Source organism: Actinocorallia aurea (assembly GCF_054783995.1).
In genome coordinates, this window is record NZ_BAAGPQ010000002.1 from 540,823 (window position 1) to 563,107 (window position 22,285).

Annotated in this window: 19 protein-coding genes; 12 read left to right on the plus strand and 7 right to left on the minus strand. The window is 71.3% G+C overall.

Annotated features, from left to right (window positions below; all coding sequences use genetic code 11):
* Positions 1 to 36: 36 nt before the first annotated feature.
* Together ACYVOM_RS02755 and ACYVOM_RS02760 are read right to left on the minus strand one after the other, a co-directional pair.
* Entirely contained in the window at positions 37 to 3,219 is a 3,183-nt protein-coding gene (locus ACYVOM_RS02755; RefSeq protein ID WP_460301584.1) for an ATP-dependent helicase, read from the minus strand.
* A 161-nt stretch (positions 3,220 to 3,380) separates the two neighbouring features.
* Positions 3,381 to 5,048, minus strand: a complete 1,668-nt coding sequence (locus ACYVOM_RS02760) for a serine/threonine-protein kinase (protein ID WP_460301585.1) — start codon at positions 5,046 to 5,048, stop codon at positions 3,381 to 3,383.
* Positions 5,049 to 5,297: 249 nt separating this feature from the next.
* Here ACYVOM_RS02760 and ACYVOM_RS02765 point away from each other — a divergent pair, with 249 nt between their 5' ends.
* A complete protein-coding gene (locus tag ACYVOM_RS02765) occupies positions 5,298 to 6,224 on the plus strand; it encodes an ROK family protein (RefSeq protein WP_460301586.1) in 927 nt (308 codons plus the stop codon).
* Positions 6,225 to 6,299: 75 nt separating this feature from the next.
* A complete protein-coding gene (gene moeZ / locus ACYVOM_RS02770; protein WP_460301587.1) occupies positions 6,300 to 7,481 on the plus strand; it encodes an adenylyltransferase/sulfurtransferase MoeZ in 1,182 nt (393 codons plus the stop codon).
* Positions 7,482 to 7,601: 120 nt separating this feature from the next.
* Here the strand turns inward: moeZ and ACYVOM_RS02775 are convergent, their stop codons facing one another.
* A complete protein-coding gene (locus tag ACYVOM_RS02775) occupies positions 7,602 to 7,913 on the minus strand; it encodes a winged helix-turn-helix domain-containing protein (protein ID WP_460301588.1) in 312 nt (103 codons plus the stop codon).
* Positions 7,910 to 8,371, minus strand: a complete 462-nt coding sequence (locus tag ACYVOM_RS02780; protein ID WP_460301589.1) for a hypothetical protein — start codon at positions 8,369 to 8,371, stop codon at positions 7,910 to 7,912. The genes ACYVOM_RS02775 and ACYVOM_RS02780 overlap by 4 nt, the downstream gene beginning before the upstream one ends.
* 163 nt (positions 8,372 to 8,534) lie before the next feature.
* On the opposite strand from ACYVOM_RS02780, the gene ACYVOM_RS02785 reads away from it, so the two are divergent.
* Positions 8,535 to 8,879: an MGMT family protein gene (locus tag ACYVOM_RS02785; protein ID WP_460301590.1), complete on the plus strand. Its 345-nt coding sequence runs from the start codon at positions 8,535 to 8,537 to the stop codon at positions 8,877 to 8,879.
* A gap of 38 nt (positions 8,880 to 8,917) precedes the next feature.
* Positions 8,918 to 9,877: a serine hydrolase gene (locus ACYVOM_RS02790; protein ID WP_460301591.1), complete on the plus strand. Its 960-nt coding sequence runs from the start codon at positions 8,918 to 8,920 to the stop codon at positions 9,875 to 9,877.
* A 4-nt stretch (positions 9,878 to 9,881) separates the two neighbouring features.
* Here the strand turns inward: ACYVOM_RS02790 and ACYVOM_RS02795 are convergent, their stop codons facing one another.
* Together ACYVOM_RS02795 and ku are read right to left on the minus strand one after the other, a co-directional pair.
* A complete protein-coding gene (locus ACYVOM_RS02795) occupies positions 9,882 to 12,029 on the minus strand; it encodes an MMPL family transporter (protein WP_460301592.1) in 2,148 nt (715 codons plus the stop codon).
* 116 nt (positions 12,030 to 12,145) lie between these two features.
* Complete coding sequence (gene ku / locus ACYVOM_RS02800) at positions 12,146 to 13,030, minus strand: non-homologous end joining protein Ku (protein WP_460301593.1); 885 nt, start codon at positions 13,028 to 13,030, stop codon at positions 12,146 to 12,148.
* A 40-nt stretch (positions 13,031 to 13,070) separates the two neighbouring features.
* Here ku and ligD (ACYVOM_RS02805) point away from each other — a divergent pair, with 40 nt between their 5' ends.
* From ligD (ACYVOM_RS02805) to ACYVOM_RS02825, 5 genes are all read left to right on the plus strand, one after another.
* Positions 13,071 to 14,045 carry a non-homologous end-joining DNA ligase gene (ligD, locus tag ACYVOM_RS02805; protein ID WP_460301594.1) on the plus strand — a complete coding sequence of 325 codons (975 nt, stop codon included), beginning with the start codon at positions 13,071 to 13,073 and terminating at the stop codon, positions 14,043 to 14,045.
* Positions 14,038 to 14,907, plus strand: a complete 870-nt coding sequence (gene ligD, locus ACYVOM_RS02810; RefSeq protein ID WP_460301595.1) for a non-homologous end-joining DNA ligase — start codon at positions 14,038 to 14,040, stop codon at positions 14,905 to 14,907. Before ligD (ACYVOM_RS02805) ends, ligD (ACYVOM_RS02810) begins: the two co-directional genes overlap by 8 nt.
* 72 nt (positions 14,908 to 14,979) lie before the next feature.
* A complete protein-coding gene (locus tag ACYVOM_RS02815; protein WP_460301596.1) occupies positions 14,980 to 16,215 on the plus strand; it encodes an FAD-dependent oxidoreductase in 1,236 nt (411 codons plus the stop codon).
* 20 nt (positions 16,216 to 16,235) lie between these two features.
* A complete protein-coding gene (locus ACYVOM_RS02820; protein ID WP_460301597.1) occupies positions 16,236 to 16,415 on the plus strand; it encodes a hypothetical protein in 180 nt (59 codons plus the stop codon).
* A gap of 183 nt (positions 16,416 to 16,598) precedes the next feature.
* A complete protein-coding gene (locus tag ACYVOM_RS02825) occupies positions 16,599 to 17,228 on the plus strand; it encodes a TetR/AcrR family transcriptional regulator (RefSeq protein ID WP_460301598.1) in 630 nt (209 codons plus the stop codon).
* 16 nt (positions 17,229 to 17,244) lie between these two features.
* Here ACYVOM_RS02825 and ACYVOM_RS02830 read toward each other — a convergent pair whose 3' ends face one another.
* Positions 17,245 to 18,921: a serine/threonine-protein kinase gene (locus ACYVOM_RS02830; protein WP_460301599.1), complete on the minus strand. Its 1,677-nt coding sequence runs from the start codon at positions 18,919 to 18,921 to the stop codon at positions 17,245 to 17,247.
* 143 nt (positions 18,922 to 19,064) lie between these two features.
* On the opposite strand from ACYVOM_RS02830, the gene ACYVOM_RS02835 reads away from it, so the two are divergent.
* The 3 genes from ACYVOM_RS02835 (at position 19,065) to ACYVOM_RS02845 (ending at position 22,272) form a co-directional block, all read left to right on the plus strand.
* Entirely contained in the window at positions 19,065 to 19,892 is an 828-nt protein-coding gene (locus ACYVOM_RS02835) for an alpha/beta fold hydrolase (RefSeq protein ID WP_460301600.1), read from the plus strand.
* Positions 19,885 to 20,448, plus strand: a complete 564-nt coding sequence (locus ACYVOM_RS02840) for a TetR-like C-terminal domain-containing protein (RefSeq protein ID WP_460301601.1) — start codon at positions 19,885 to 19,887, stop codon at positions 20,446 to 20,448. Before ACYVOM_RS02835 ends, ACYVOM_RS02840 begins: the two co-directional genes overlap by 8 nt.
* Before the next feature lie 282 nt (positions 20,449 to 20,730).
* The gene (locus tag ACYVOM_RS02845; RefSeq protein ID WP_460301602.1) at positions 20,731 to 22,272 is read left to right on the plus strand and encodes a DEAD/DEAH box helicase; all 1,542 of its coding nucleotides are present in this window, start codon (positions 20,731 to 20,733) and stop codon (positions 22,270 to 22,272) included.
* The last annotated feature ends 13 nt before the right edge of the window (positions 22,273 to 22,285 follow it).

The window sequence follows — 22,285 nt, forward strand, 5'->3', positions numbered from 1 at the left end:
ACAGAATCGCGGCCCCTCCAGGCGCTCCCCAGCGCGCTAGGAACCGACTTCGCCGCCGTTCTCATGGACGGGGCAGCAGGACTGGACGGGACACGTCCGGCACTTCTCGTTGGCCGTCGCCTGGAAGACCGGCGAGGACATGCCCTCGGCCACGATCTCCACGAGCTTCTTCGGCCACGCGGGATCGGCGTCCTCGGAAGGCGGCGGCTGCGACTGCTCCCGCGCCTTGCGCGCGAAGGCGGCCTTGCCCACCTGGACGAGCTTGGCCCCGCCCGGCTCCAGCAGCCCGTGCCGGGCGAACGCGCCCAGCATCACCGCGTACTGGTAGACGCCGAGCTGGGGATTGCGCTCGAGCTGGTCGGCGGGCACGGGCTGGCCGCCGGTCTTGATGTCGATGATGACGCCGCGGCCGTGCGCGTCCCGTTCGGCCCGGTCGATCCGCCCCCGGATGATGACCCTGCCGAGGTCGACCTTGAACGACTCCTCCAGGGCGACGATCTCGTTGGGGTTGTCCCGGTGCCAGGTCAGGAACTTGTCGACCATCTCGGCGGCCTGCGCCCGCTGCTTCTCTCCGTACCAGGCGCTCCGGAAGTCCAGTTCGGACCAGATCTCGTCGAGCCGCCGCGCGAGGTGCCGCTCGGTCACCTCCGGGACGGAACCGGCGAGTTCGGCGACGGCGTGGATGACCTTGCCCATCGTGCTGTACTCGCCGGGGCCGCCTTCCTGCGCGCCCACCGCGGACGTGAGCAGCCAGCGGAGGCCGCAGGTGGTGAACGTCTCGACCTGCGACGGGGAGACGGCGATCTGCTCGTCCGCGGGGAACGCGGGACCGGGATCCGACAGAGGCGTGATGGCGTACCAGCCGTCCGGACCCGCACCGCGTACCTGCGCGCGTGCCAGCCGGGCGAGGTGGGCCGCGGCCGCGCGGCGCAAGGCGAGCGGCCTACCCGGGTCGGCGACCGACGAGCGGAGGTCGGCGACCAGGGCGGGCAGGGAGAGCCAGCGGGTCTTCTCTTCCGGCCGGACCTGCTCCGCGCCTCCCGGCACCAGTTCGTTGAGGAACCTCGACGGCCTCTCCTCGGTGTCCTCGCCTCCGACCGCCGTCACGACGAGGCGCTTGCGGGCGCGGGTGACGGCCACGTAGAACAGCCGCCGCTCTTCGGCCATCATCTTCGCGGCCAGGGTCGCGCCGGAGACCGGGTCGAGGAGGTCCGGGCCCTCGATCATCTCCTCCACCCCGAGGAGGGAACCGCGCAGCCTCAGGTCCGGCCACAGGCCTTCCTGGACCCCGGCCACGGCCACGACGTCCCATTCGAGGCCCTTGGCGCGGTGCGCGGTGAGGATCTTGACGGTCTCGCCGTCGGGCGCCCGGTCCGCGAGCGTGTCCCCGGCGATCTCCTGGTCGGCGAGGTCCTCCACGAAGACCAGCGGTCCGCCCTTGGGCAGCCGGTCGACGAACCGGGCGGCGCGGTCGAACAGCGCGACGACCGCGTCGAGGTCCCGGTCGGCCGCGGCGCCGCGCGCCCCTCCGCGCTGGCTCTCGGCGAGCCAGCGGTCGGCGAGCCCCGACTGCTCCCAGACCGCCCACAGCACGTCCTCGGCGGTGCCGCCGGTCTCCCGCGCGGTCTGGATCAGCGCCGCGATCCGTTCCGCCGGGGCGCGGACCTTCTCGTGCACGAAGATCAGCTCGCGGGCGTCGTCGAGTGCCGCAACAAGGAGTTCGGCGCTGCCGCGGGTGCCCTTGGCGAGCTCTTCGAGGTCGCGCAGCGCGCGCCGGAGCCGGCGCATGCCGAGCGCGTCGGCGCCACCCAGGGGGCCGGTGAGCAGCTCCTCGGCGATCCGCTCGGTGAGGTGGCCGGGCCGCAGCGCCGCCCGGAGCACCATGAGCAGGGGCCGCACCGCGGGCTCGTTGTAGAGCGGGACGTCCTCCGCCGAGGCGCTGACCGGCACGCCCGACTGGACGAGCGCCCGCCGCAGTCCCGCGACCTGGTGGGCGCCGCGGACGAGCACCGCGCACCGCGACCAGGGCACGCCCTCCAGCAGGTGCGCCCGGCGCAGCTCGTCGGCGACGACGGCGGCCTCCTGGCTCGCGCCGTCGGCGACGACGACCCGCACCTCGCCGGGATGCGCGCCCTCTTCCTCCCCGCCGCCGGACGGCGTCTCCGCCGAGGGCACCAGGGAACGGTGTTCGGCGGGGCCCGGAAGGCGACGTGCCACGCGTCGGCTGGCCTCCAGAAGGTGCTCGGGCATCCTCCGGGAGACCTTCAGCGGAAGGACGGGCGCGGGAGAGCCGTCGAAGCGGGGGAACCGGGTGGAGAAGTCGAGGATGCCCCGTACGTCGGCGCCGCGGAAGGCGTAGATGGACTGGTCGGGGTCTCCGACGGCGACCAGGTCCCGGCCCCCTCCCGCGAGCCCTTGGAGCAGTGCCTCCTGCGCCGGGTCGGCGTCCTGGTACTCGTCGACGAACACGGCGTCGTAGGCGGCCCGCTCCCTACGGCGGACCTCCTCGTCGTGCGTGAGCAGCCCCGCCGCCTCACGGATGATCTCGGCGTAGTCGTAGGACTGGGCGGGGTCGAGCGCGAACCGCTGGTCGTAGCGGACCATGAACCGGGCGACCGCGGTCCAGTCGTCGCGGCCGTTCTCCATGCCCAGCTCGTACAGCCTGCCCGGGTCGATGCCGCGTTCCTGGGCGCGGGAGACGAAGTCCCGCAGTTCCTCGGCGAACCCTCGGGTGTCCAGGGCGGGGTGGAGCCTCTCGGGCCAGCCCTTGGCGCCGTCGTCCAGCTCACCCTTGAGCAGGCGCCTTATCTCGAGCAGCTGCTCGGGGCCGGTGAGCAGGCGCGGCGGCTCCAGGTCGTCGAGCACGGCCTGACGCCGCAGCAGCGCCCAGGCGTAGGAGTGGAAGGTCAGGGCCAGCGGCGAGCGGGTGGTCGCGCCGAGCCTGCCGTTGATCCGGTGCCGCAGTTCCTCGGCGGCACGGCGGCTGAAGGTGAGGACCAGGACCCGCTCCGGGTCAGTGCCGCGCCGCTCGATCCGGTCGACGACGGCCTCCACGATCGTCGTCGTCTTGCCCGTTCCGGGCCCGGCGAGCACCAGCAGCGGCCCGCCGGAGTGCGCGACGACCGCGCGCTGCGCGGAGTCGAGGACGGGCGCCTCCACCCGTGCCGGACCGACGCCGGGACCACCGCGACGCACGAGCCGGTAGGGAGAGGAGACCACCCTGGAAACTCAAGCAGAAGATCCGGGCTGGTTGGGCCAGTGTGCACGGACGCGCCGAGGTTCATCCCGGAAAACCACCGTGAATCACCGTGAATCCGCGGCCGGGAGCGGAGCGGGGGACGGATGTGACAGCGCTTGTCGCATCCGTCCCTTCCGGTCCGTCAGCGGTAGTAGGGCGTCGGCGACGGGCTGTTGAGGGAGGTCCACAGCGCCTCCGCGCGCGCGGTGAGGGGGTGCGCCGGGCCGAGGACCTTGTGGCAGTCGGTCTTGAGGGCGGTGGCGATCGCGTGCGCGCGCGGGAACTGGCCGACGGCCTGGTTGGCGAGACCCAGGAGAAGCCGGGTCTCCAGGGTGTCGGGGTGCTCGTTGCCGAGCAGTCGGCCGCGGGCCGTGGCGGTGTCGAACGCGACCGAGAGGGCCTCGGCGTGGCGGCCGAGGGAGTGCAGCGACCAGCCTTCGGTGTTGCGCGCCTCCTGCGTCTCGGCGTTCTCCGGACCGAAGATGCGGCCGCGGTCGCGGGCGACGCCCTGGGCGATGGGCAGGGCCTCCAGCGGCCGGCCGACCGTGTAGAGGATCTTGCCGACGAGCAGCCAGCTGCGCAGGGTCCGCGGGTGCTCGCCGCCGAAGACGCGGGCGCGCGCCTGGGCGACGGTCCGCGCGACGGCTTCGGCCTCCTGCCCTCGCCCGGACAGGTACAGCGCCGAGGCGAGGATGTTCCGGCTGCTCAGGGTGTCGGGGTGCTCGGGGCCCAGGAGCTGCGCGCGCCCGTTGGAGGCCTGCTCGGCCGCGGTGATCGCGTCGTTGAAGCGGCCTTCGTGGCAGTAGCGCGCGGCGCGGCTGTGCAGCTGGTCGTACTCGGCGGCCGGGGTCGGGGGCGGCGTGTGCGAGGAGACCGGCGGGAACGGGGACGCCTGCGGGACCGACGGGGCCGAGGGCACCGACGGCGCAGCGGGAGCCGGTGCGGCATGGTGCGCGGCCGGGGCGGCCGCGGGCGGCACGGCCTGGACGGGGCCGAGCGCCTTCAGCCGCCGCACGATCTCGGCCGCGTCGGCGGGCCGCTCGGCGGGTTCCTTGGCGAGCATGTCCAGGACGAGCCTGTCGATCTCCGGCGGCACCGCGGGGTTGTGGTGCCGCGGCCCCTTCGGCTGGTACTTCAGGTGTCCCTGGACGAGTTCCTCAAGGCCCTCGTCGATCGGGAACGGCGGCTTGCCGCAGAACAGCTCGTGGAACATGCCGCCGAGCAGGTACACGTCGGTGCGCGCGTCGATCTCGCGGCCGAGGAACTGCTCGGGCGCCATGTAGACGGGCGTGCCGAGGACGCCGCTGCCGGTCAGCCCGGTGGCCGAGGACAGGTGCTTGGCGATGCCGAAGTCGCAGAGCTTCGCCCGGCCGCCCTCCACGACCATGACGTTCGCGGGCTTCAGGTCGCGGTGGACCACGCCGCGGGCGTGGGCGGCGCCGAGCGCGTCGGTGATCTGGATCGCCAGGTCGACCGCCTGGTCGAGCGGGAGGCCGCCCGGGCGCGACTCCAGCAGCTTGTACAGGTCGCGGCCGTTCAAGAGCTCCATGACCAGGTAGAGCACGTTGTCGTCCACGTCGATGTCGTGCACGACGGTGATGCCGGGGTGCTGGAGCGTCGCGGCGAGCCGCGCCTCGCGCAGGAACCGGGCGACGCCCACCGTGTCCTGGTCCGGCGCCTGGGGCAGCACCTTGACCGCGACCTCGCGCTCAAGCCGGGTGTCCATGGCCTTGAAGACCTGACCCATCCCGCCTTTGCCGATCTGCTCTCCGAGCCGGTACCGGCCGCCGAGAACCACCCCGTCCGTCATCGCTCTCTCCTCCCCGAGCCTAGGACGCATGATCGCACCAACCAGGCGTCATATGGGTCGCCATCGGCAAACATCCGACCTGGCGGTCCCGCACGGTTTCGACGCCGGATATCCCGTTCTGGATCGCTGTTCGGGCAGGTGAGATCCGGCCCTTGGCGGCCTCTCGACGGCTCCGATTACCCGCGGTCATCGGGGACAGGGCATGATGCGCCGGGGGGTTTCGCCCCACAGTCGAGGGGAGAGTCCTGCATGCCGGAGTCGCGTGAGTCGTGCGTGGTCGCGCTTGACGTGGGCGGCACGCGGATGAAGGCCGGGCTCGTCGGGACCGACGCCCGGGTGATCACCGAGCGGCTGTACGACACCGGTAGGGAGGACGGCCCCGCCGCGGTGACGCAGCGGCTGGTCGGCGCCGTCCGCGACCTGTCCGCCCAGGCCCGCGAGCGGGACCTGCGGACGTCGGGAGCCGGCGTGGTGATCCCCGGCATCATCGACGAGGCCGACGGCGTGGTCCGCTCCTCGGCGAACATCGGCTGGATCGACTTCCCGCTGCGCGACCACCTCTCCGCGCACACCGACCTGCCCGTCGCCATCGGCCACGACGTGCGGGCCGGCGGCCTCGCCGAGTCGGTGCTCGGCGCGGGCAAGGGCGAGACCGACCTGCTGTTCCTGGCGCTCGGCACCGGCATCGCCGGCGCGATGATCCTTGAGGGGCGCCCGTTCAGCGGCGGCGGGTACGGCGGAGAGATAGGCCACATGCTGATCGAGCCGGGCGGATTCCCGTGCGGCTGCGGTTCGCTGGGCTGTCTGGAGACCGTCTCCTCCGCCTCTGCCGTCGGTCGGCGATACTCCGAGCGGGCAGGCCGCAAGGCCGCGGCGCACGAGGTCGCCGCGCTCGTCGAGGCGGGCGACCCGACCGCCCTCGGGGTGTGGCAGGACGCCGTGGAGGCCCTGGCCACGGCCATCCTCGCCTACATGACGATCTGCGCCCCGGCGCGCGTGGTGATCGGCGGCGGGCTCGCGCAGAGCGGCGAGACGCTGCTGGCCCCGCTGCGCGAGCTGGTGACGGCCCGGACCACCTATCACCGGCCGGTCGAGATCGTGCGCGCGTCCCTCGGCGACCGGGCCGGGCTGCTGGGCGCGGCCCTGATCGGCGGCGCCGCGGTGCCCCAACGGTAGATTGGGAATGTCCCAGGCCATGACTCGGTTATGCCTGGGCGAACAGCGCGCCCCATCCCGGCATTGGAGTGAAACGTGTCCCTGCCACCGCTGGTCGAGCCTGCGGCCGACCTGACCCGTGACGAGGTGAACCGCTACTCGCGGCACCTCATCATCCCCGATGTGGGGATGACCGGGCAGAAGCGCCTGAAGAACGCCAAGGTGCTGGTCGTCGGTGCCGGCGGCCTCGGCTCGCCCGCGCTCATGTACCTGGCCGCGGCCGGCGTCGGCACTCTCGGCATCATCGACTTCGACATCGTCGACGAGTCCAACCTCCAGCGGCAGATCATCCACCGGCAGGCCACGCTCGGCCTGCCGAAGGCGGAGTCCGCGGCGGCCACCGTGCGCGAGATCAACCCGCTGATCGAGATCGTGGTCCACAACACCGCGCTGGACCGCGACAACGTCATGGAGATCTTCGCCCAGTACGACCTGATCGTCGACGGCACCGACAACTTCGCGACCCGCTACATGGTCAACGACGCGGCGGTCCTGCTCGGCAAGCCCTACGTCTGGGGCTCCATCTACCGCTTCGACGGCCAGGCCAGCGTGTTCTGGGCCGAGCACGGCCCGTGCTACCGCTGCCTCTACCCCGAGCCCCCTCCCCCCGGCATGGTGCCCTCGTGCGCCGAGGGCGGCGTGCTCGGCGTGCTGTGCGCCTCGATCGGCTCCATCCAGGTCAACGAGGCCATCAAGCTGCTCGCGGGCATCGGCGAGCCGCTGGTCGGTCGGCTGATGATCTACGACGCCCTGGAGATGACGTACCGCTCGGTCAAGGTCCGCAAGGACCCCGACTGCCCGCTGTGCGGCGAGAACGCCACCATGACCGAGCTGATGGAGGACTACGACGCCTTCTGCGGTGCGGTGTCGGTGGAGGCCGCGGACGCGGCCCAGGACTCCACGATCACCGTGCAGGAGCTCAAGGCCTGGCAGGACGCTGACGAGAAGATCTTCCTCGTCGACGTCCGCGAGCCGAACGAGTACGAGATCGTCAGCATCCCGGGCTCGACGCTGATCCCCAAGGGCGAGTTCCTCAACGGCAACGCGCTGGAGCTGCTGCCCCAGGACCGCAAGATCGTGCTGCACTGCAAGTCGGGCGTGCGCTCGGCCGAGGCGCTGGCCGTGGTGAAGCAGGCCGGCTTCGCCGACGCCGTGCACGTCGGCGGTGGCGTGCTGGCCTGGGTCCGCCAGATCGACCCGAGCCTGCCGTCCTACTGACGGTCCCGGCCGCGGCCCCTGCCGCACCGGTGAGACACAGGTGAGAGAGCCCCGCGGGATTCCCCGTGGGGCTCTTCGCATTCCGGCGACCGAGATCCCCCCGCCGTGCGACCGTGCCCTTCAGGGCACGCTGTCCTGGGCGGAGCCGATGGGCCGGCCGACGATCCGCTGCAGTTCCGCCACATAGGTGCGGAAGGCCGCGCGGCCCTCCTCGGTGAGGGAGAGCCACGTGCGCGGGCGCTTGCCGACATGGCCCTTGCGGATCACGACGTAGCCGGCGCCCTCCAGCGCCGCGGCCTGCTTGGACAGCACCGAGTCGCTGACCTCCACCGAGTCGCGGACGAAGGAGAACTCCGCTTCCTGCGCCGCCGCGAGCAGCGACATGATCTGCAGTCGGACCGGCGCGTGGATCACCGGGTCGAGCGGACTCATGAGATCACCTTCCCCTTGCTCAGCCGCAGGACGAGCGCTTCGGCCGGCCGGGTCGTCACCAGCAGGTACGCCACGGCCACTCCTCCGGCGGCGAGCTTGCGGCCCGGCTCGGCGAGGCCGTCGAACACCAGGTAGTGCGTGCCGAGTGCCAGCGCCGCCGCGAGCAGGAGCCAGCCGACGTACACGGCGGACGCGGCGGGTGTCCACGTCTCCTTCGTCCAGCGGACCCGGGCCCAGCGGTTGATCAGGAAGGACACGAGCGCGCCCAGCGCGGCGATCCCGCCGAGGCCGAGCACGAAGAACCGCCACCCGAAATCGTCGTCGAGTCCGATCTCGAAGACGGTGATCAGAGCGGCGCAGCCCGCCGGATACCACAACGGCAGCTGCTGCCGCGTATAGGCGCTCTGCTGCGTCCTGCCTATCTGGGCCAGGGCCTCTTCGGGCGAGATCTCACTCATGGCACGCACCTTTCGGGGGGACGGCGCCCTGGCCTGAACCCTGCGGCGCCTGCTCGGCACATTCTCTTTCCGCTTTGGAAAGTACCTTCCACTTTCCCAACCGTCAAGTACTTTCCATGGCCGGTCTCCGATGCGGTCCGCCCGCGCGTGGCAGGATCGGTCCATGCCCGAACACGAGGAAGGCCAGGTCTCCGGTGACGCGGCGCGCTCCTACGCCGACCTGGTCCTGGACCTGGTGGAGCGCATCCCGCCCGGGCACGTCATGACCTACGGCGACGTCGCCGAGTACCTGGGCGTCGGCGGGCCGCGGCAGGTCGGCCGGGTGATGGCGACCTCGGGCGGAGCCGTGCCGTGGTGGCGGGTGATCCGCGCCGACGGGCGGCTCCTGCCCGGGCACGAGCGGCGCGCGCTGACCCAGTACGCTCGCGAAGGGACGCCGCTGCGCACCGAAGACCGCGTCGACCTGCGGCGGGCCCGATGGCAGGGCCCGCTCCCCGGGATCCGGTGAACGGGTTTCCCGAAGCCCCCTCGGGTGAGAAGGCGAACATGATCAAAGCCCCACGCGCGGTCGCCGTGCTGCTCGCGCTCGCCCTGGCCTCGGGCTGCGGCGGCACCTCGCCGGGCCGTTCCCCCGCACCTGAGACGCCTTCGCCCACGCCGACGGTGACGACGCCGGCGCCGCCGCTCGAACTCGACTCCAGCGCGCTGGACGAGGACTTCAAGCGCTACTTGAAGGGCCGGTCCAGCGCGGCGGGGATCATGGCGGTCGACCGGGTCACCGGGCAGTCCTACGCGTTCGGCGAGGACGAGGAGTTCGTGACCGCGAGCGTCGCCAAACTCGACATCGCCATGGGTCTGCTGCTGCGCCGCCAGAAGGACGGTGACGGCCTGTCGTCCTCCGAGCGCGACGACCTGAAGATCATGATCCGGAACTCCGACAACGAGGCGGCGGACCGCTCGTTCGTCCGCGCGGGCAGCGCCTCCGGCGTCAACTCGTCGGACAGGCGCTTCGGCCTGAAGGACACGACCGCGATCGACGCCTCCTGCCTTGACCTGCTGTGCTGGAGCCTCACCACGACGACGCCGGCGGACCGCGTCGAACTCCTGGAGCACCTGTTCACCGGACCGCTCGACGAGGAGAACCGCGCCTTCGTGCTGGAGCAGATGGCTGCGGTGCAGGAGGACCAGCGCTGGGGCATGCGCGCGGGCGCGGCCGAAGGCGACAGGCTCTACGTCAAGAACGGCTGGATGACCCACGCCCGTGACGGCGAGCGCTGGGCCATCAACAGCACGGGCCGGATCGAGGGGCACGGCCACGACCTGCTCATCGCGGTGATGACCAAGCACAACCCTTCGGAGGGCTACGGCATCGAGACCGCCGAGCACATGGTCGCGAAGGTCGCCGAGGCGTTCCGCGCCACGACCCCCGACGTCCCCGCCGGCTTCGCCGCCCCCTTGCCTGGCAACACGGCGGTGGAGTCCGTCCCTCCCATCGCAGTGCCGTGAGGCGTCAGACGGGCACCGCCTCGCGTTCCGGGGCGGCCTGGACCTCTTGCGGGGTCTCCTCCCGGATGCCGTACCTGCGGTGGAGCCGGGCGAGCGGCCCGGGAACCCACCAGTTGGCCGCGCCGAGGAGCCGCATGGTGGCCGGGACGAGCAGCGCGCGGACGACCGTCGCGTCGAGGACGACCGCGATGACCATGCCGACGCCGGTGAGCTTCATGAAGCTGATGCCCGAGGTGGCGAAGGCGGCCACCACGACGACGAACAGCAGCGCCGCCGTGGTGATGATCGAACCGGTCCGCTGAAGACCGGTGGCGACGGCGAGGGTGTTGTCTCCGGTGAGGTCGTACTGCTCCCGGATGCGCGACAGGAGGAACACCTCGTAGTCCATGGAGATGCCGAAGAGCAGCGCCAGCATCAGGATGGGCATCGAGGGCGAGACGTCGCCCGTGACGGTGAAGTCCAGCGGCCCGGAGAAGTGCCCGTCCTGGAAGATCCAGACGATCGCGCCGAAGGTGGCGGTGAGGGACAGCAGGTTCATGATGATGGCCTTGACGGGCAGGAGGACCGACCCGAAGGCGAGGAACAGGAGCACGAAGGTGGCCGTCCCGACGATGCCCGCGAGGAGCGGGAGCCGCGGGCCGAGGCTCGCCAGCTGGTCGTGGAGGGTCGCCGAGACCCCGCCGACGTACGTCGTGCCGGGGGCGGGGACTTCTCTCACCCTCTCGACGACGTCGCGGGCCCCCTCGGAGTAGGGACGAGCCGCGTACGTGAGCTGGATTCGGGTGACGTCACCGGACCTCCCCTCGATCCGGCCTCCTTCCACTCCGGGCACTTGGGTCAAGGCGGCCAGGTAGGAGCGCCCGGCGGCCTTGTCCGCCCCTCGGACGGCCACTTCGATCGGGTTGACGGCGTTGCCCGCGAAATCCCGCAGCAGCGCCTCGGCGACGGACCTGCTCTCGGTCCCCTCCGGGAGGACCCTGGTGTCTATGCCGCCCCAGGCGATGCGCAGGAACGGCGAGCCCAGGGCCAGCAGCAGAGTGACGATCGGCAGGGCGACGAGGAGAGGCCGCCGCATGACCACGTCGGCGAGCCGTCGCCACCGGTGCCCGGGCCCGGCCGCGGTACCGGGGCGCGGGCGCGCGCGCCTGCCGTTGACCCGCGGTCCGAGGACGGACATGAGCGCGGGCAGCACGACGACGGCGGCGAGCATGGCGACCAGGACGGTGGCGACGCCGCCCATGCCCATCGAGCGCAGGAAGGACTGCTCGAAGACCAGGAGCCCGGCGAGGGAGACCGCGACGGTGACGCCGGACACGAGGACGGTGCGTCCCGCGGTGCCCATCGTCCGGGCCGCGGCGGTCTCCACGTCGCCGTCGGCGCGGGCGAGTTCCTCGCGGAAGCGCCACACCATGAAGAGCCCGTAGTCGATGGCGAGGCCGAGGCCGAGGAAGGTGGTGATGGAGATCGAGAAGGTCGAGACCTCGGTGAGGCAGGTGAGGACGCGCAGCGCGGTGAAGGACCCGAGGATCGCGACGCCGCCGATGACGAGCGGAAGCGAGGCCGCGACGAAGCCTCCGAAGATGACGAGCAGAAGCACGAGGAGGATCGGCAGGGAGATCTCGTCGACCGAGGCGATGTCCTCCGCGACGCGCGTGTTGATCGCGTCTTCCACCGCGACCTGCCCGCCGATCTTGACGGGCAGCCCTCCGGCGTCGTGGAGCAGCGGTTCTATGGCTCCGTACTGGTCGGTCCGCTCCTGCGGCGTGCTGCCGGACAGGGTGAGCACGGCGTAGGTGGACTTCCTGTCCTGGCTGACGAACTGCGGGAACCCTGTGCTCCAGTAGGTGGCCGTCGAGGCGACCTTGTCCTTGGGCAGCCTGTCCAAGGAGAGCGTTACGGCGGCCTCGGTCGACACGTCTGAGGGTGAGCCCTCGTAGAGCACGACGATGTCCGGCTCCCCGCGACCGAACGTCTCCTCAAGCAGCTTTCCCGCCTTATGGCTCTCGCTGCTCGGCGTGTCGAACCCGCCCGCGGTGGTCAACCCCCCGAACACCCCGGTGCCCCAGCCCCCGAAGACCAGGACGACGGCGAGGGAGAGCCAGAGGACGGGCTTGCGGCGGCGGTGGACGAACCGCCCCCAGTTCTCGAACATCCACTGATCCTCTCCCTGCGCGGCGGACTACCCGTGCAGGAAGGTAGCGAAGTCGTCACCCTCCGTGCCATGACGCGGGAGAGTGGGCATGGCGGGCGAGGGGCGGAATCGGCCGCTCAGGCCGACTTGCGGCGAGGCGGCTTGCGGGCCGCGGGCTTCTTGGCCGCCGTGGTCTTCTTCGCGGTCTTCGTGACCGTTCCGGTGGACGCCTTCCCTGCGCCCTCCGCGCGGCTCTTCTTGGCCGCCTCCACGCTCGCCCTGAGGGCGGCGAGCAGGTCGGTGGCGGCGGGCTCCTCCGAAGGCATCTCGGGCTGGACGACCTCGCGCCCTTCGGCTTTGGCGTCGATCACCGCCTGGAGCGCCTCCCGGTAGGCGTCCTTGTACTCCGCGGGATCGAAGTCCGCCTGCATCGACTCGATCAGCGAGGACGCCATCTTGAGCTCCTGCGGGCGCACCTCTATGCCCTCGTCCTTGAACGGGAAGTCCGCCTCGCGGACCTCGTCCGGCCACAGCATCGTCTCCAGGACGAAGACGCCGTCGCGGACGCGCAGGGTCGCGAGCGCCTCGCGGGAACGCAGCGCCACCTTGACGACGGCGACCTGGCCCGACCCCTCCAGCGCGTCCCTCAGCAGCACGTACGGCTTGGCGCCCAGGCCGTCGGGCTCCAGGTAGTAGCTCTTGTTGAAGTAGATCGGGTCGACCTGCTCGACAGGGGTGAACTGGAGGACGTCGATGCGCCTCGACGTCGTCAGCGGGAGGTCCTTGAAGTCCTCGTCGGTGAGGACGACCATCTCGCCGGAAGGCAGCTCGAAACCTTTGGCGATGTCCGCATACGGCACTTCTTCGCCGTCGATCTGGCAGACCCTTTTGTACTTGACGCGGCCGCCGTCCGTGCGGTGCACCTGGTGGAAGGCGACGTCACGCTGCTCGGTGGCCGAATACAGCTTCACCGGTATCGTCACCAACCCGAAGGAGATGGCGCCCTTCCAGATACTCCGCATAACGGGCACCTACCCACCGTAAGGCGTTCGATTCGGGCAGTTGGGTACGAACATCCCCGTGGATGTGCTGGAGCCCATGCTGGCGACCCCCGGAAGGATGCCGGACGACCTCGACCGCTGGGCTCTGGAGCTCAAGTGGGACGGGGTGCGCGCCATCAGCCGCCTGGAGCACGGCCGCGCCTTCGTCTACGGCCGCCGGGGCACCCCGATCACCGCCTCCTACCCCGAACTCGGCTCGCTGGCCGACCTCCTGCCCGGGCACAACGCGGTCCTCGACGGCGAGATCGTCGCCTTCGAAGGAGGCAAGCCCTCCTTCGCGCGGCTCCAGCGCCGGATGCACGTGCGCGCGCCGACGACGGCCCTGGTGCGCGCCGTGCCCGTCAGGTACGTCGTGTTCGATCTCCTGCGGCTCGACGACCGGTCGCTCCTCGACGTCCCCTACATCGAGCGCCGCGCCGCCCTGGAGGAACTGGAGCTCGCCGCGGGGCCCGTGGAGGTGCCCCCGCACCTGCTCGCCGAGGACCGCGAGCAGGTGGACGAGCTGCTGGCCTACACGGCTGAGGAGAACCTCGAAGGGCTCGTGGCCAAGCGGTTGGACTCCCGGTACACGCCCGGCCGCAGGAGCGGCGCCTGGATCAAGATCAAGAACCTGCGCACCCAGGAGGTCGTGATCGTCGGCTGGCGACCGGGACAGGGCCGCAGGCACGGGTCCGTCGGCTCCCTGCTCTGCGGGGTGCACGTCGACGGGGAGCTGCGCTTCACCGGGCACGTGGGCACCGGCTTCACCGACGACTTCCTCGACGAACTGGCCCTTCTACTGAAGCCCCTGGAGCGCTCCACGACACCCTGCAGCGGAGAGATACCGCGACCCGTCGCCAAGGACGCCCACTGGGTGGAGCCTCTTCTCGTCGGAGAAGTCGCCTTCACGGAGTGGACCCCGGACGGACGCCTCCGCCATCCTTCCTGGCGCGGCCTCCGCTCGGACAAGGATCCCGCGGAGGTGGTCCGTGAATAAGGCCGATCCCAACAAGGTCTCTGTGGTCATCGAGGGCAGGACCCTGTCTCTGTCCAACCTCCACAAGCCGCTCTATCCGCACTTCACCAAGGGCGAGGTGATCGACTACTACTCACGGATAGCGCCCGTCCTCCTCCCCCACCTGCGCGATCGGGTCGCCACCCGCATCCGCTACCCCGACGGGGTGGACGGGCTGCGCTTCTATGAGAAGAACGCCCCGCAAGGCACCCCGGACTGGGTGCGGACGGAGACCGTGGCCACGCCGGGAGGCCGGAGCGGCACGGTCGACTTCGTGGTCGTCGACGACCTCGCGACCCTCGTGTGGTGCGCCAACCTCGCCGCGCTGGAGCTGCACGTGCCGCAGTGGCGCGTGGGCCGCGGCCCGGACCTCGTGGTCTTCGATCTGGACCCCGGAGCCCCCGCGACGTTCTCGGCCTGCTGCGAGGTCGGCCTTCTCCTGCGCGACCTCCTGGCCGAAGAGGGCCTGGACGCCTACCCGAAGAACAGCGGCAAGAAGGGCCTCCACCTCTACGTCCCGATCGAGGAGGGCCGGGTGGGCGACACCAGCGCTTTCGCCAAGAAGGCCGCGGAGCGCCTCGCGAAGCAGCATCCGGGACTCGTCGTGAGCAAGATGGACAAGAGTCTCCGCCGAGGCAAGGTGTTCGTCGACTGGTCACAGAACAACCCCTCCAAGACGACGGTGGCGCCCTATTCACTGCGCGCCGGACCCGAGCCTCACGTCTCCACCCCTCTCACCTGGGAGGAGGTCGCCGAAGGCGAGCCGGTGCCCTGCACGGCCGAAGACGTCCTGGTCAGGGTGGCCGAGAAGGGAGATCTCCTCGCTCCCCTCGCAGCCGGGTGAGGACCGCACGAACACACGCGCTGTTGCCGAAAACCCGCACACGATCGGTCACCCTCCGCCACCATGGCGGGCATGGACTTCGACGTCATCGTGCTCGGCGGCGGCACCTCCGGCTCCCGCATAGCCGCCGGCCTGGCCGACGCGGGCCGCACGGTCGGGCTCGTGGAGTGCCGCACCGTCGGCGGCGACCGCATCCGGGAGCGCTGCGCCGCGCTCCAGCAGTCGGCCGAGCGGGGGGACACCTGGTCGCGGGCGGTGGCGCTGCGGGCCCTGGCCGGCCATCCGCCCCGGCTTCCGGCGGGGGCGACGGTCCTGGAGGGCATCGGCCAGATAGCCGGCCCGGGCCTCGTGCGGGTCTTCGGCCCGGAGGACGCCGCCGCGCACGGCTGCCGCGACCTGGTGATCGCCACCGGCAGCGAGCCGCTGCTCCCCGTCGTCCCGGGCCTGCTGGACGTGCCCACGTGGACCACCGCGGAGGCGCTGGGCGGCTTCGGCGTCCCCCGCCGCCTCGTCGTGCTCGGCGACGACCCCGAAGGCTGCGAGCTCGCTCAGATCTACGCCACCTACGGAAGCCACGTCACCCTGGTGACCGACGAGCCCAGACTGCTCCCCCGCGAGGCCCCCTTCACCGGGGAACTCTTGGCGGAGATCCTTCGCCGGACCGGTGTGCGGGTGGTCACGGACGTCCGCCCTGCCCAGGCGGAGCAGACCGAACACGGCGTGCGCCTGCTGCTGTCGGACGGCACCGACCTCTTCGCCGACCGCCTCCTGCTGGCAGCCGGGCGGCTCCCCCGGGCGTCGGGGCTGGGGCTGGAGAACCTCGGCACGACCACCCTGGAGGCCGACGAGCGGTGCCGGGTCCTGGAGGGGGTCTGGGCGGCGGGCAGCGTGACCGGCCACCGGCACGCCTCGCTGGAGCAGTCCCGGGTCGTCCTGGACAACCTCCTCGGGATGGAGCGCACCGCGGACTACCGGGCGCTGCCCCGCACCGTCCAGACCAGCCCGCCGGTGTGGGCGGCGGGCGCGGCGCCCTCCGAGGCGCTGACGACGGCCGGCCGGGATCTGTCGGCGACCGTCCGGGCCGCGCTCTCCCCGGGCGTCGTGGGCCGGGTCGAGCTGTACGCCGACACCCGGCGCGGCGTCCTCGCCGGGGCGGCGGCCGTCGGCCCCGGAGCGCCGGACTGGATGGCCGAGATCGCCCTCGCCATCAGGGCCGAATTGCCCGTGGCCGCCCTGGCCGATGTGGTCCGCGCCGTCCCGACGTACGGTGAAGCCATAGAGCCCTCGCTCCGGGAGCTAGCCAGGTGACCAGCGACGCAGGAGGACCGATGCCCGATCCGCAGATCTTCGACGCGACGCCCGAGGACGAGGAGATCGAGCTCCAGGAGGACGCCCGGGAGGACGAACTGGAGCAGGAGGAGCCGGTGCCGATGGAGGCCGATCCCGCCGACACCCATGAGCAGCGCAAGGAGGTCGGTCTGGACGAGGACGAGTACCGTTCGGGCTGAACCGCGGCGTCTCGCGCTCTCCTCGGCGGGCGCCGTCACGCGCCTGCCACTGGGACACAGGTGACCATCGCAAGCATTGCAGATAGGTGACCAGCTAGGTTACCGACGCGTAGGATGATGGGATTGGGCAGCGGCACACCCAGGGCCGCTCAAGTTTGTTCCAGTACCAAGAGGAGCATGGTCGTGACCGCAACTCCGGACGCCCGGCCCCGGGGCACCCGGCTGCCGCGGATGGCCCGCAGACGGCAGCTGCTCGGCGCCGCTCAGGAGGTCTTCGTGGCGCAGGGTTACCACGCCGCGGCGATGGACGAGATCGCGGAGCGTGCCGGAGTGAGCAAGCCCGTGCTCTACCAGCACTTTCCCGGCAAGCTCGAACTGTACTTGGCGCTGCTCGACGAGCACGCCGAGGCCCTGGTGACGACCGTCCGCGACGCGCTCGCCTCCACCAGCGACAACAAGCTGCGCGTCCAGGCCAGCATGCAGGCCTTCTACGACTTCGTGGCGGGCGACGGCGAGGCCTACCGCCTGGTCTTCGAGTCCGACCTGCGCAATGTCGCCCAGGTGCGCGCGCGGGTAGAGCGTGCCAACCACAAGTGCGCCGAGATGATCGCCAAGGTGATCCAGGAGGACACCCGCGCCTCGGTGGACGAGGCCTACCTGCTGGGCATCGGCCTGGTCGGCATGGCCGAGGTCAGCGCCCGGTACTGGCTGTCGCAGCAGAAGGCGATCCCCAAGGAGACCGCCGAGAGCGTCATCGCCCGGCTGGCGTGGCGCGGCATCTCCGGCTTCCCCCGCCCCGCCGAGTCCCCCTGAGGCCCGGCGGTCCGCGTCAGCGGCCCGCGGCGTCGCGCACCAGGGGCGTCATCAGTTTCTCGACCGCCTTGTAGGGCAGCCGGACGGACACGACCCGGCACGCCTGCGAGTGCTCCTCGGTGCCGAGGTACAGGTCCGCCCTGATCCCGGTCTTCTGCAGGACGGGCCGCAGCACCTCGTCGAGGGTCGCGGCGTGCAGCTTCAGCGGCGCTTCGGCGAAGCAGGCCGCGGCCTGCTCGCCGGCCGCGGCGGTGATCTTGTCGGTGAGGGCGGGCAGCGACGTCGCCGGGAACATCCGGCGCGCCCCGATGTCCGCCCCGCTGCGCAGGTCGACGGTGGCCGAGAAGCGGGTCCAGAAGTTCTTCGTCCAGTTGCCGTTCGCGATGTCGGCGGGCTCGACGGAGTACTGGTAGGCGACCGAGAGCAGGTCCTCGGTCTGGAGGCCGATCTTCGTCTCCAGGCGCAGAATGTCCCGGCCGGTCCGGGTGGGCCTGGCCTCGGCGAGGTGCCGGTCTATGGGTGCGCGGAGGGTCGCGTTGACCTTCGCGGCCACGATCGGGTCGGCGATCCCGACGACGGTAGGCACGGTCACCCGCTCGGTGGTGGTGTCCTCCTGGACGAACCGGACCTCCACCTCGGCCGGAGGCGCCGCCTGCACGACCGCAGGCAAGGGCAGGGGGTCGGGCACCCCGTCGGAGGCCGAGTAGACCAGGAACGCCGCGGCGCCCGCGATCACCGCGGCGGTGGTGACGATGGTGGCCTGGACGACGCCGATCCTGCCGAGCAGGCCGCGGCTGCCGATCTGACTGGCGAGGCTCGTCACCTGGCCGGAGGCCGTCGCCCCCATGCCGGCCGCGAGCACGAGCCCGCCGCCGAACCCTGCCGCGGCGGCGAGCGCGGTGGCTCCGCGCCTTTCCCAGTGCCGCCCGTAGGCCTTGCGAGCCACCTTCTCGACCTGCTTGACGAAGGCGAACGCGTCGACGGGCCGCTGGGCCGGGAACTTGGCGAGGCCGCGCACGGTGAGTTCGCGCAGGTACTGCGGCACCCGCTCGACGGGCGGGGCGGTGTTCTGGTGCTGCTGCTGGAGGTCGGCGAGGTCGTAGGCCTCGAACGGCCTCATCCCGGCGAGGCACTCGAAGAACACGCAGGTGGCCGCGTACACGTCGGTCGCGGGTGAGGCGGGGCCTCCGGTCCACTGCTCGGGCGCCATGTACGAGGGGGTGCCCGCCCGTCCGGTCTCCCCGTCGGGGACGGCGATCCCGAAGTCGACGAGCTTGCTGGCCCCGTCCGGCCCCACGATGACGTTCGCGGGCTTGTAGTCGCGATGGACGATGCCGGAGGCGTGCGCGGCCCCCAGGCCCAGGAGGGAGCCCTTGAGGACGTACAGGGCCGCCACAGGTTCGAGGTGGCCGTGCTTGTCGAGGACGGCCCGCAGGCTGTGGCCCTCGACCGCCTCCATGACGATCGCGGCCTCCTCGCCCGGGCCGTCGAGGACCTGGTGGACCTTGGCGACGTGCGGGTCGTCCAGCGAGGCGAGGGTCACGGCCTCCGCCTTGAGCAGTTCGGGCCGCTGGGTGACGTACTTGATCGCCCGATACGTCCCGGTCATCTTGTCGACTGCGAGGACGACCCGGCCATGGGCGCCGCTGCCCAGTTCGCGGATCTCGTCGTAACCGGGCGCCTGCCAGCTCATCGTCGTCCTCGGAAGGGGGAGTAGGGGATCTTGCCGGGGTCCATTGTCCAGAAAATCCGTAACCGGTGTGGCCCAGATGGGGTTGACTCGTTTGGCTAAGTACATTAGCTTTTTAGCTATCAACCTTAGCCAAGGAGGCTGACATGACCGAGTACCTCAATGTCGAAGGCGGACGGATCTCCTACGAAGTCTCCGGAGAAGGGCCCCTTATCGTCCTGACTCATGGCATCGGCGACCGGCGCCAGACCTACCGTCATCTCTCGAAGGCCCTGGTGGAGGCCGGCTACCGCGTCGCGTCGGCCGACCTGCGCGGACACGGAGACTCCGAGCCCGGCTTCTCCTCCTACACGCGGACCGACACCGCCGAAGACCTCCTCGCCCTGGTCCGCCACCTGGACTCCGGCCCCGCCATCCTCATCGGGCAGTCCTTCGGCGCGGGCGCGGCGGCGATCGCGGCCACGGCGTCGCCCGAAGAGGTCACCGCCATCGTCATGATCGGCCCCGGCGTCCGCGCGCCGAAGATCCACCTCCGGGACGTCAACGCCCGCTTCGTCAAGGCCCTCGGCCTCCTCGCCCTGTCCGCGCTCCTGCGCAGCCTCGGCTCCTGGCGGCGGTACCTGAACCTCGCCTACCCCGGCGCCCGCGCTGCCGACCACGACGCGGAGATGGCCGCGCTCTTCGCGAACCTGGGCGAACCCGGCCGCATGAAGGTCTTCTCGACGATGATGACCGGGGCCGGCGGCGACTCCGCGGCGGTCCTCGCGCGGGTGCCGGTCCCCGCGGCGGTCATCATGGGAGGCATGGACCCCGATTTCCCCGATCCCCGCGCCGAGGCCGTCGACCTGGCGGGCGTGCTCCCGCGCGGCGAGGCGGTGATCGTCGAAGGTTCCGGGCACTACCCGCACGCCCAGCACCCCGCGGAGACCGCCGAGGCCGTCCTGGCCTTCCTGAAGGCCCACGCCGTTGCCTAGGGCCGGCCTGTCCGCCGGGGCCGTCGTGGACGTCGCCGTGGCCCTCCTGGACGACGAGGGCCCGGCCGCGCTCACCCTGGCGGGCGTGGCGGGACGGGCGGGCGTGGCCACCCCGTCGCTGTACAAGCACGTGCGCAGCCTCGGGGACCTGCGCATCCTGATCTCCGTGCGGGTGCTGGAGGATCTGGCCCGGCTGGGGTCGGCGGCCCTGCTCGGCCGTTCCGGAGACGAGGGGATCCGGACCATCATGGGCGCTTATCGCGACTACGTCCGGGAGTATCCGCACAGGTACGCCGTCATGATCCAGCAGCCGGAGCCCGCCCTGGCCGAGGCCGGGGCCCGCCTCGTGGAGGTCTTCTTCGCCTCGCTGCGCTCCCGCGGCCTCGACGGCCCGGACGCCGTCCACGCCGTCCGCTGCATCCGCGCCGCGGTCCACGGCTTCGCCACACTCGAGGCGTCGGGAGGCTTCGGACTGCCCGAGAAGACCGACGAGAGCTTCGCCCTGCTCACCGAGATGATCATCGCCGGACTGCCGTCGGGTCAAGCGGTCAGTTGACGTTCAATCGCCGTCCTGACAGCGTGATTTTCTGCTATGGCGGGGAGCACGGGGCAAGAGGTACACTGTGTTGCAGAGTGTGACCGCGCGCCCCGCCGTTCCCACGCGACACCGTTCCGACGACATCAGTCGTACGACAGCGGCCGTCCACGGGATCGGCGCCACCCCGCGTACGCGGTCCACGCCGAAACGAAGACCGACGGCAGGTCCCTCCCGCGCGAGCGCGCGGCCGGATACCAAGGCCTTTGCAGCGCCGCGCTCCCAACGGTGCTTCCGGGGTAATTGACCGCCGTCCTACTACGGAGGCTGGAAGCCCTGACTACCTTCACCGAACTCGGGGTCATCCCCGAAATAGCCGATGCCCTCGCGACCGAGGGCATCACCACACCGTTCCCCATCCAGGCCCTCGCGCTGCCCATCGCGCTCGGCGGCCAGGACATCATCGGCCAGGCGCGAACCGGCACGGGCAAGACGCTCGCGTTCGGCATCCCGCTGCTCCAGCGGATCACCCACGGCGGCAAGTGCCCCCAGGGCCTCGTCGTGGTCCCGACCCGTGAGCTCGCCATCCAGGTCCACGACGACCTGACGCTGGCGGGCGGCAAGCTCGGCACGCGGGTGCTCTCGGTCTACGGCGGCCGGGCGTACGAGCCCCAGATCGAGGCGCTGAAGGACGGCGTCGACGTCGTCGTCGGCACCCCGGGCCGGATGCTCGACCTGGTCAAGCAGCGGCACCTCGACCTTTCGCAGGTCTCGGTGCTGGTGCTGGACGAGGGCGACCGGATGCTCGACCTGGGCTTCCTGCCCGACATCGAGCGGATCGTCGCCAAGGTCCCGGCGGAGCGCCAGACCATGCTCTTCTCGGCGACCATGCCGGGCGAGATCGTGACGCTGTCGCGCAGGTACCTGACCCGTCCGACGAACGTCAGGGCCGAGTCCCACGCCGAGTCCGAGGCGCAGCCGCAGGTGCGGCAGATCGTCTGGCAGGCCCACCAGATGGACAAGCCGGAGATCCTCGCCCGGATCCTCCAGGCCGACGGCCGGGGCCTGACCATGGTGTTCTGCCAGACCAAGCGCACCTGCGACAGGCTGGCCGCCGACATGACCCAGCGCGGCTTCGCGGTCGCCGCGGTCCACGGCGACCTCGGCCAGGGCCAGCGCGAGCGGGCGCTGCGCGCGTTCCGGCACGGCAAGATCGACGTGCTGATCGCCACCGACGTGGCTGCGCGCGGCCTCGACATCGACGACGTCACCCACGTGGTCAACTACGAGTGCCCCGAGGACGACAAGACCCACGTCCACCGGATCGGCCGCACCGGCCGGGCCGGCAAGGAGGGCATCGCGGTGACCCTCGTGGACTGGAACGACCTCCAGCGCTGGAAGCTGATCAACAAGGCTCTCGGACTCGACTTCGCCGACCCGGTGGAGACCTACTCGACCTCCGACAACCTCTTCGAGGCGCTCTCCATCCCCACCACCGCCAAGGGCACGCTCCCGAAGGAGCAGCGCGAGCGGGAGGGGCTGAACGCCGAGAAACTCGAGGACATCGGCGAGACGGGCCGCCAGCGCAGCCCCAGGGCCAAGACCGAGCGCGAGCCCAGGCCGCGTCGGGAGCGCAGCCGTACCCGCACCCGCCGCGGTGTGGCGGTCGACGACGCGGTCGACCCGGCGGCGCCGACCGCCGCGGAGGCCGTGTCGGCTCCGGAGACGAAGGCCGAGGCGATCGAGCCGGTGCGCAACGAGTCGGCCGAGGCCAAGCGCCCACGCCGCCGCCGGACCCGCACCCGGCGCACCGCCGGTGAGGGCCAGGTGTCGGAGAACACCTGACCGGTCACTCGGT

Coding starts and splice junctions, on each gene's coding strand:
- ACYVOM_RS02760 (WP_460301585.1), bottom strand. CDS start 5,048: ATGACGGACGGGGTGGTTCTCGGCGGCCGGTACCGGCTCGGAGAGCAG.
- ACYVOM_RS02765 (WP_460301586.1), top strand. CDS start 5,298: ATGCCGGAGTCGCGTGAGTCGTGCGTGGTCGCGCTTGACGTGGGCGGC.
- ACYVOM_RS02775 (WP_460301588.1), bottom strand. CDS start 7,913: ATGAGTCCGCTCGACCCGGTGATCCACGCGCCGGTCCGACTGCAGATC.
- ACYVOM_RS02780 (WP_460301589.1), bottom strand. CDS start 8,371: ATGAGTGAGATCTCGCCCGAAGAGGCCCTGGCCCAGATAGGCAGGACG.
- ACYVOM_RS02785 (WP_460301590.1), top strand. CDS start 8,535: ATGCCCGAACACGAGGAAGGCCAGGTCTCCGGTGACGCGGCGCGCTCC.
- ACYVOM_RS02790 (WP_460301591.1), top strand. CDS start 8,918: ATGATCAAAGCCCCACGCGCGGTCGCCGTGCTGCTCGCGCTCGCCCTG.
- ACYVOM_RS02795 (WP_460301592.1), bottom strand. CDS start 12,029: ATGTTCGAGAACTGGGGGCGGTTCGTCCACCGCCGCCGCAAGCCCGTC.
- ku (WP_460301593.1), bottom strand. CDS start 13,030: ATGCGGAGTATCTGGAAGGGCGCCATCTCCTTCGGGTTGGTGACGATA.
- ACYVOM_RS02815 (WP_460301596.1), top strand. CDS start 14,980: ATGGACTTCGACGTCATCGTGCTCGGCGGCGGCACCTCCGGCTCCCGC.
- ACYVOM_RS02820 (WP_460301597.1), top strand. CDS start 16,236: ATGCCCGATCCGCAGATCTTCGACGCGACGCCCGAGGACGAGGAGATC.
- ACYVOM_RS02830 (WP_460301599.1), bottom strand. CDS start 18,921: ATGAGCTGGCAGGCGCCCGGTTACGACGAGATCCGCGAACTGGGCAGC.
- ACYVOM_RS02835 (WP_460301600.1), top strand. CDS start 19,065: ATGACCGAGTACCTCAATGTCGAAGGCGGACGGATCTCCTACGAAGTC.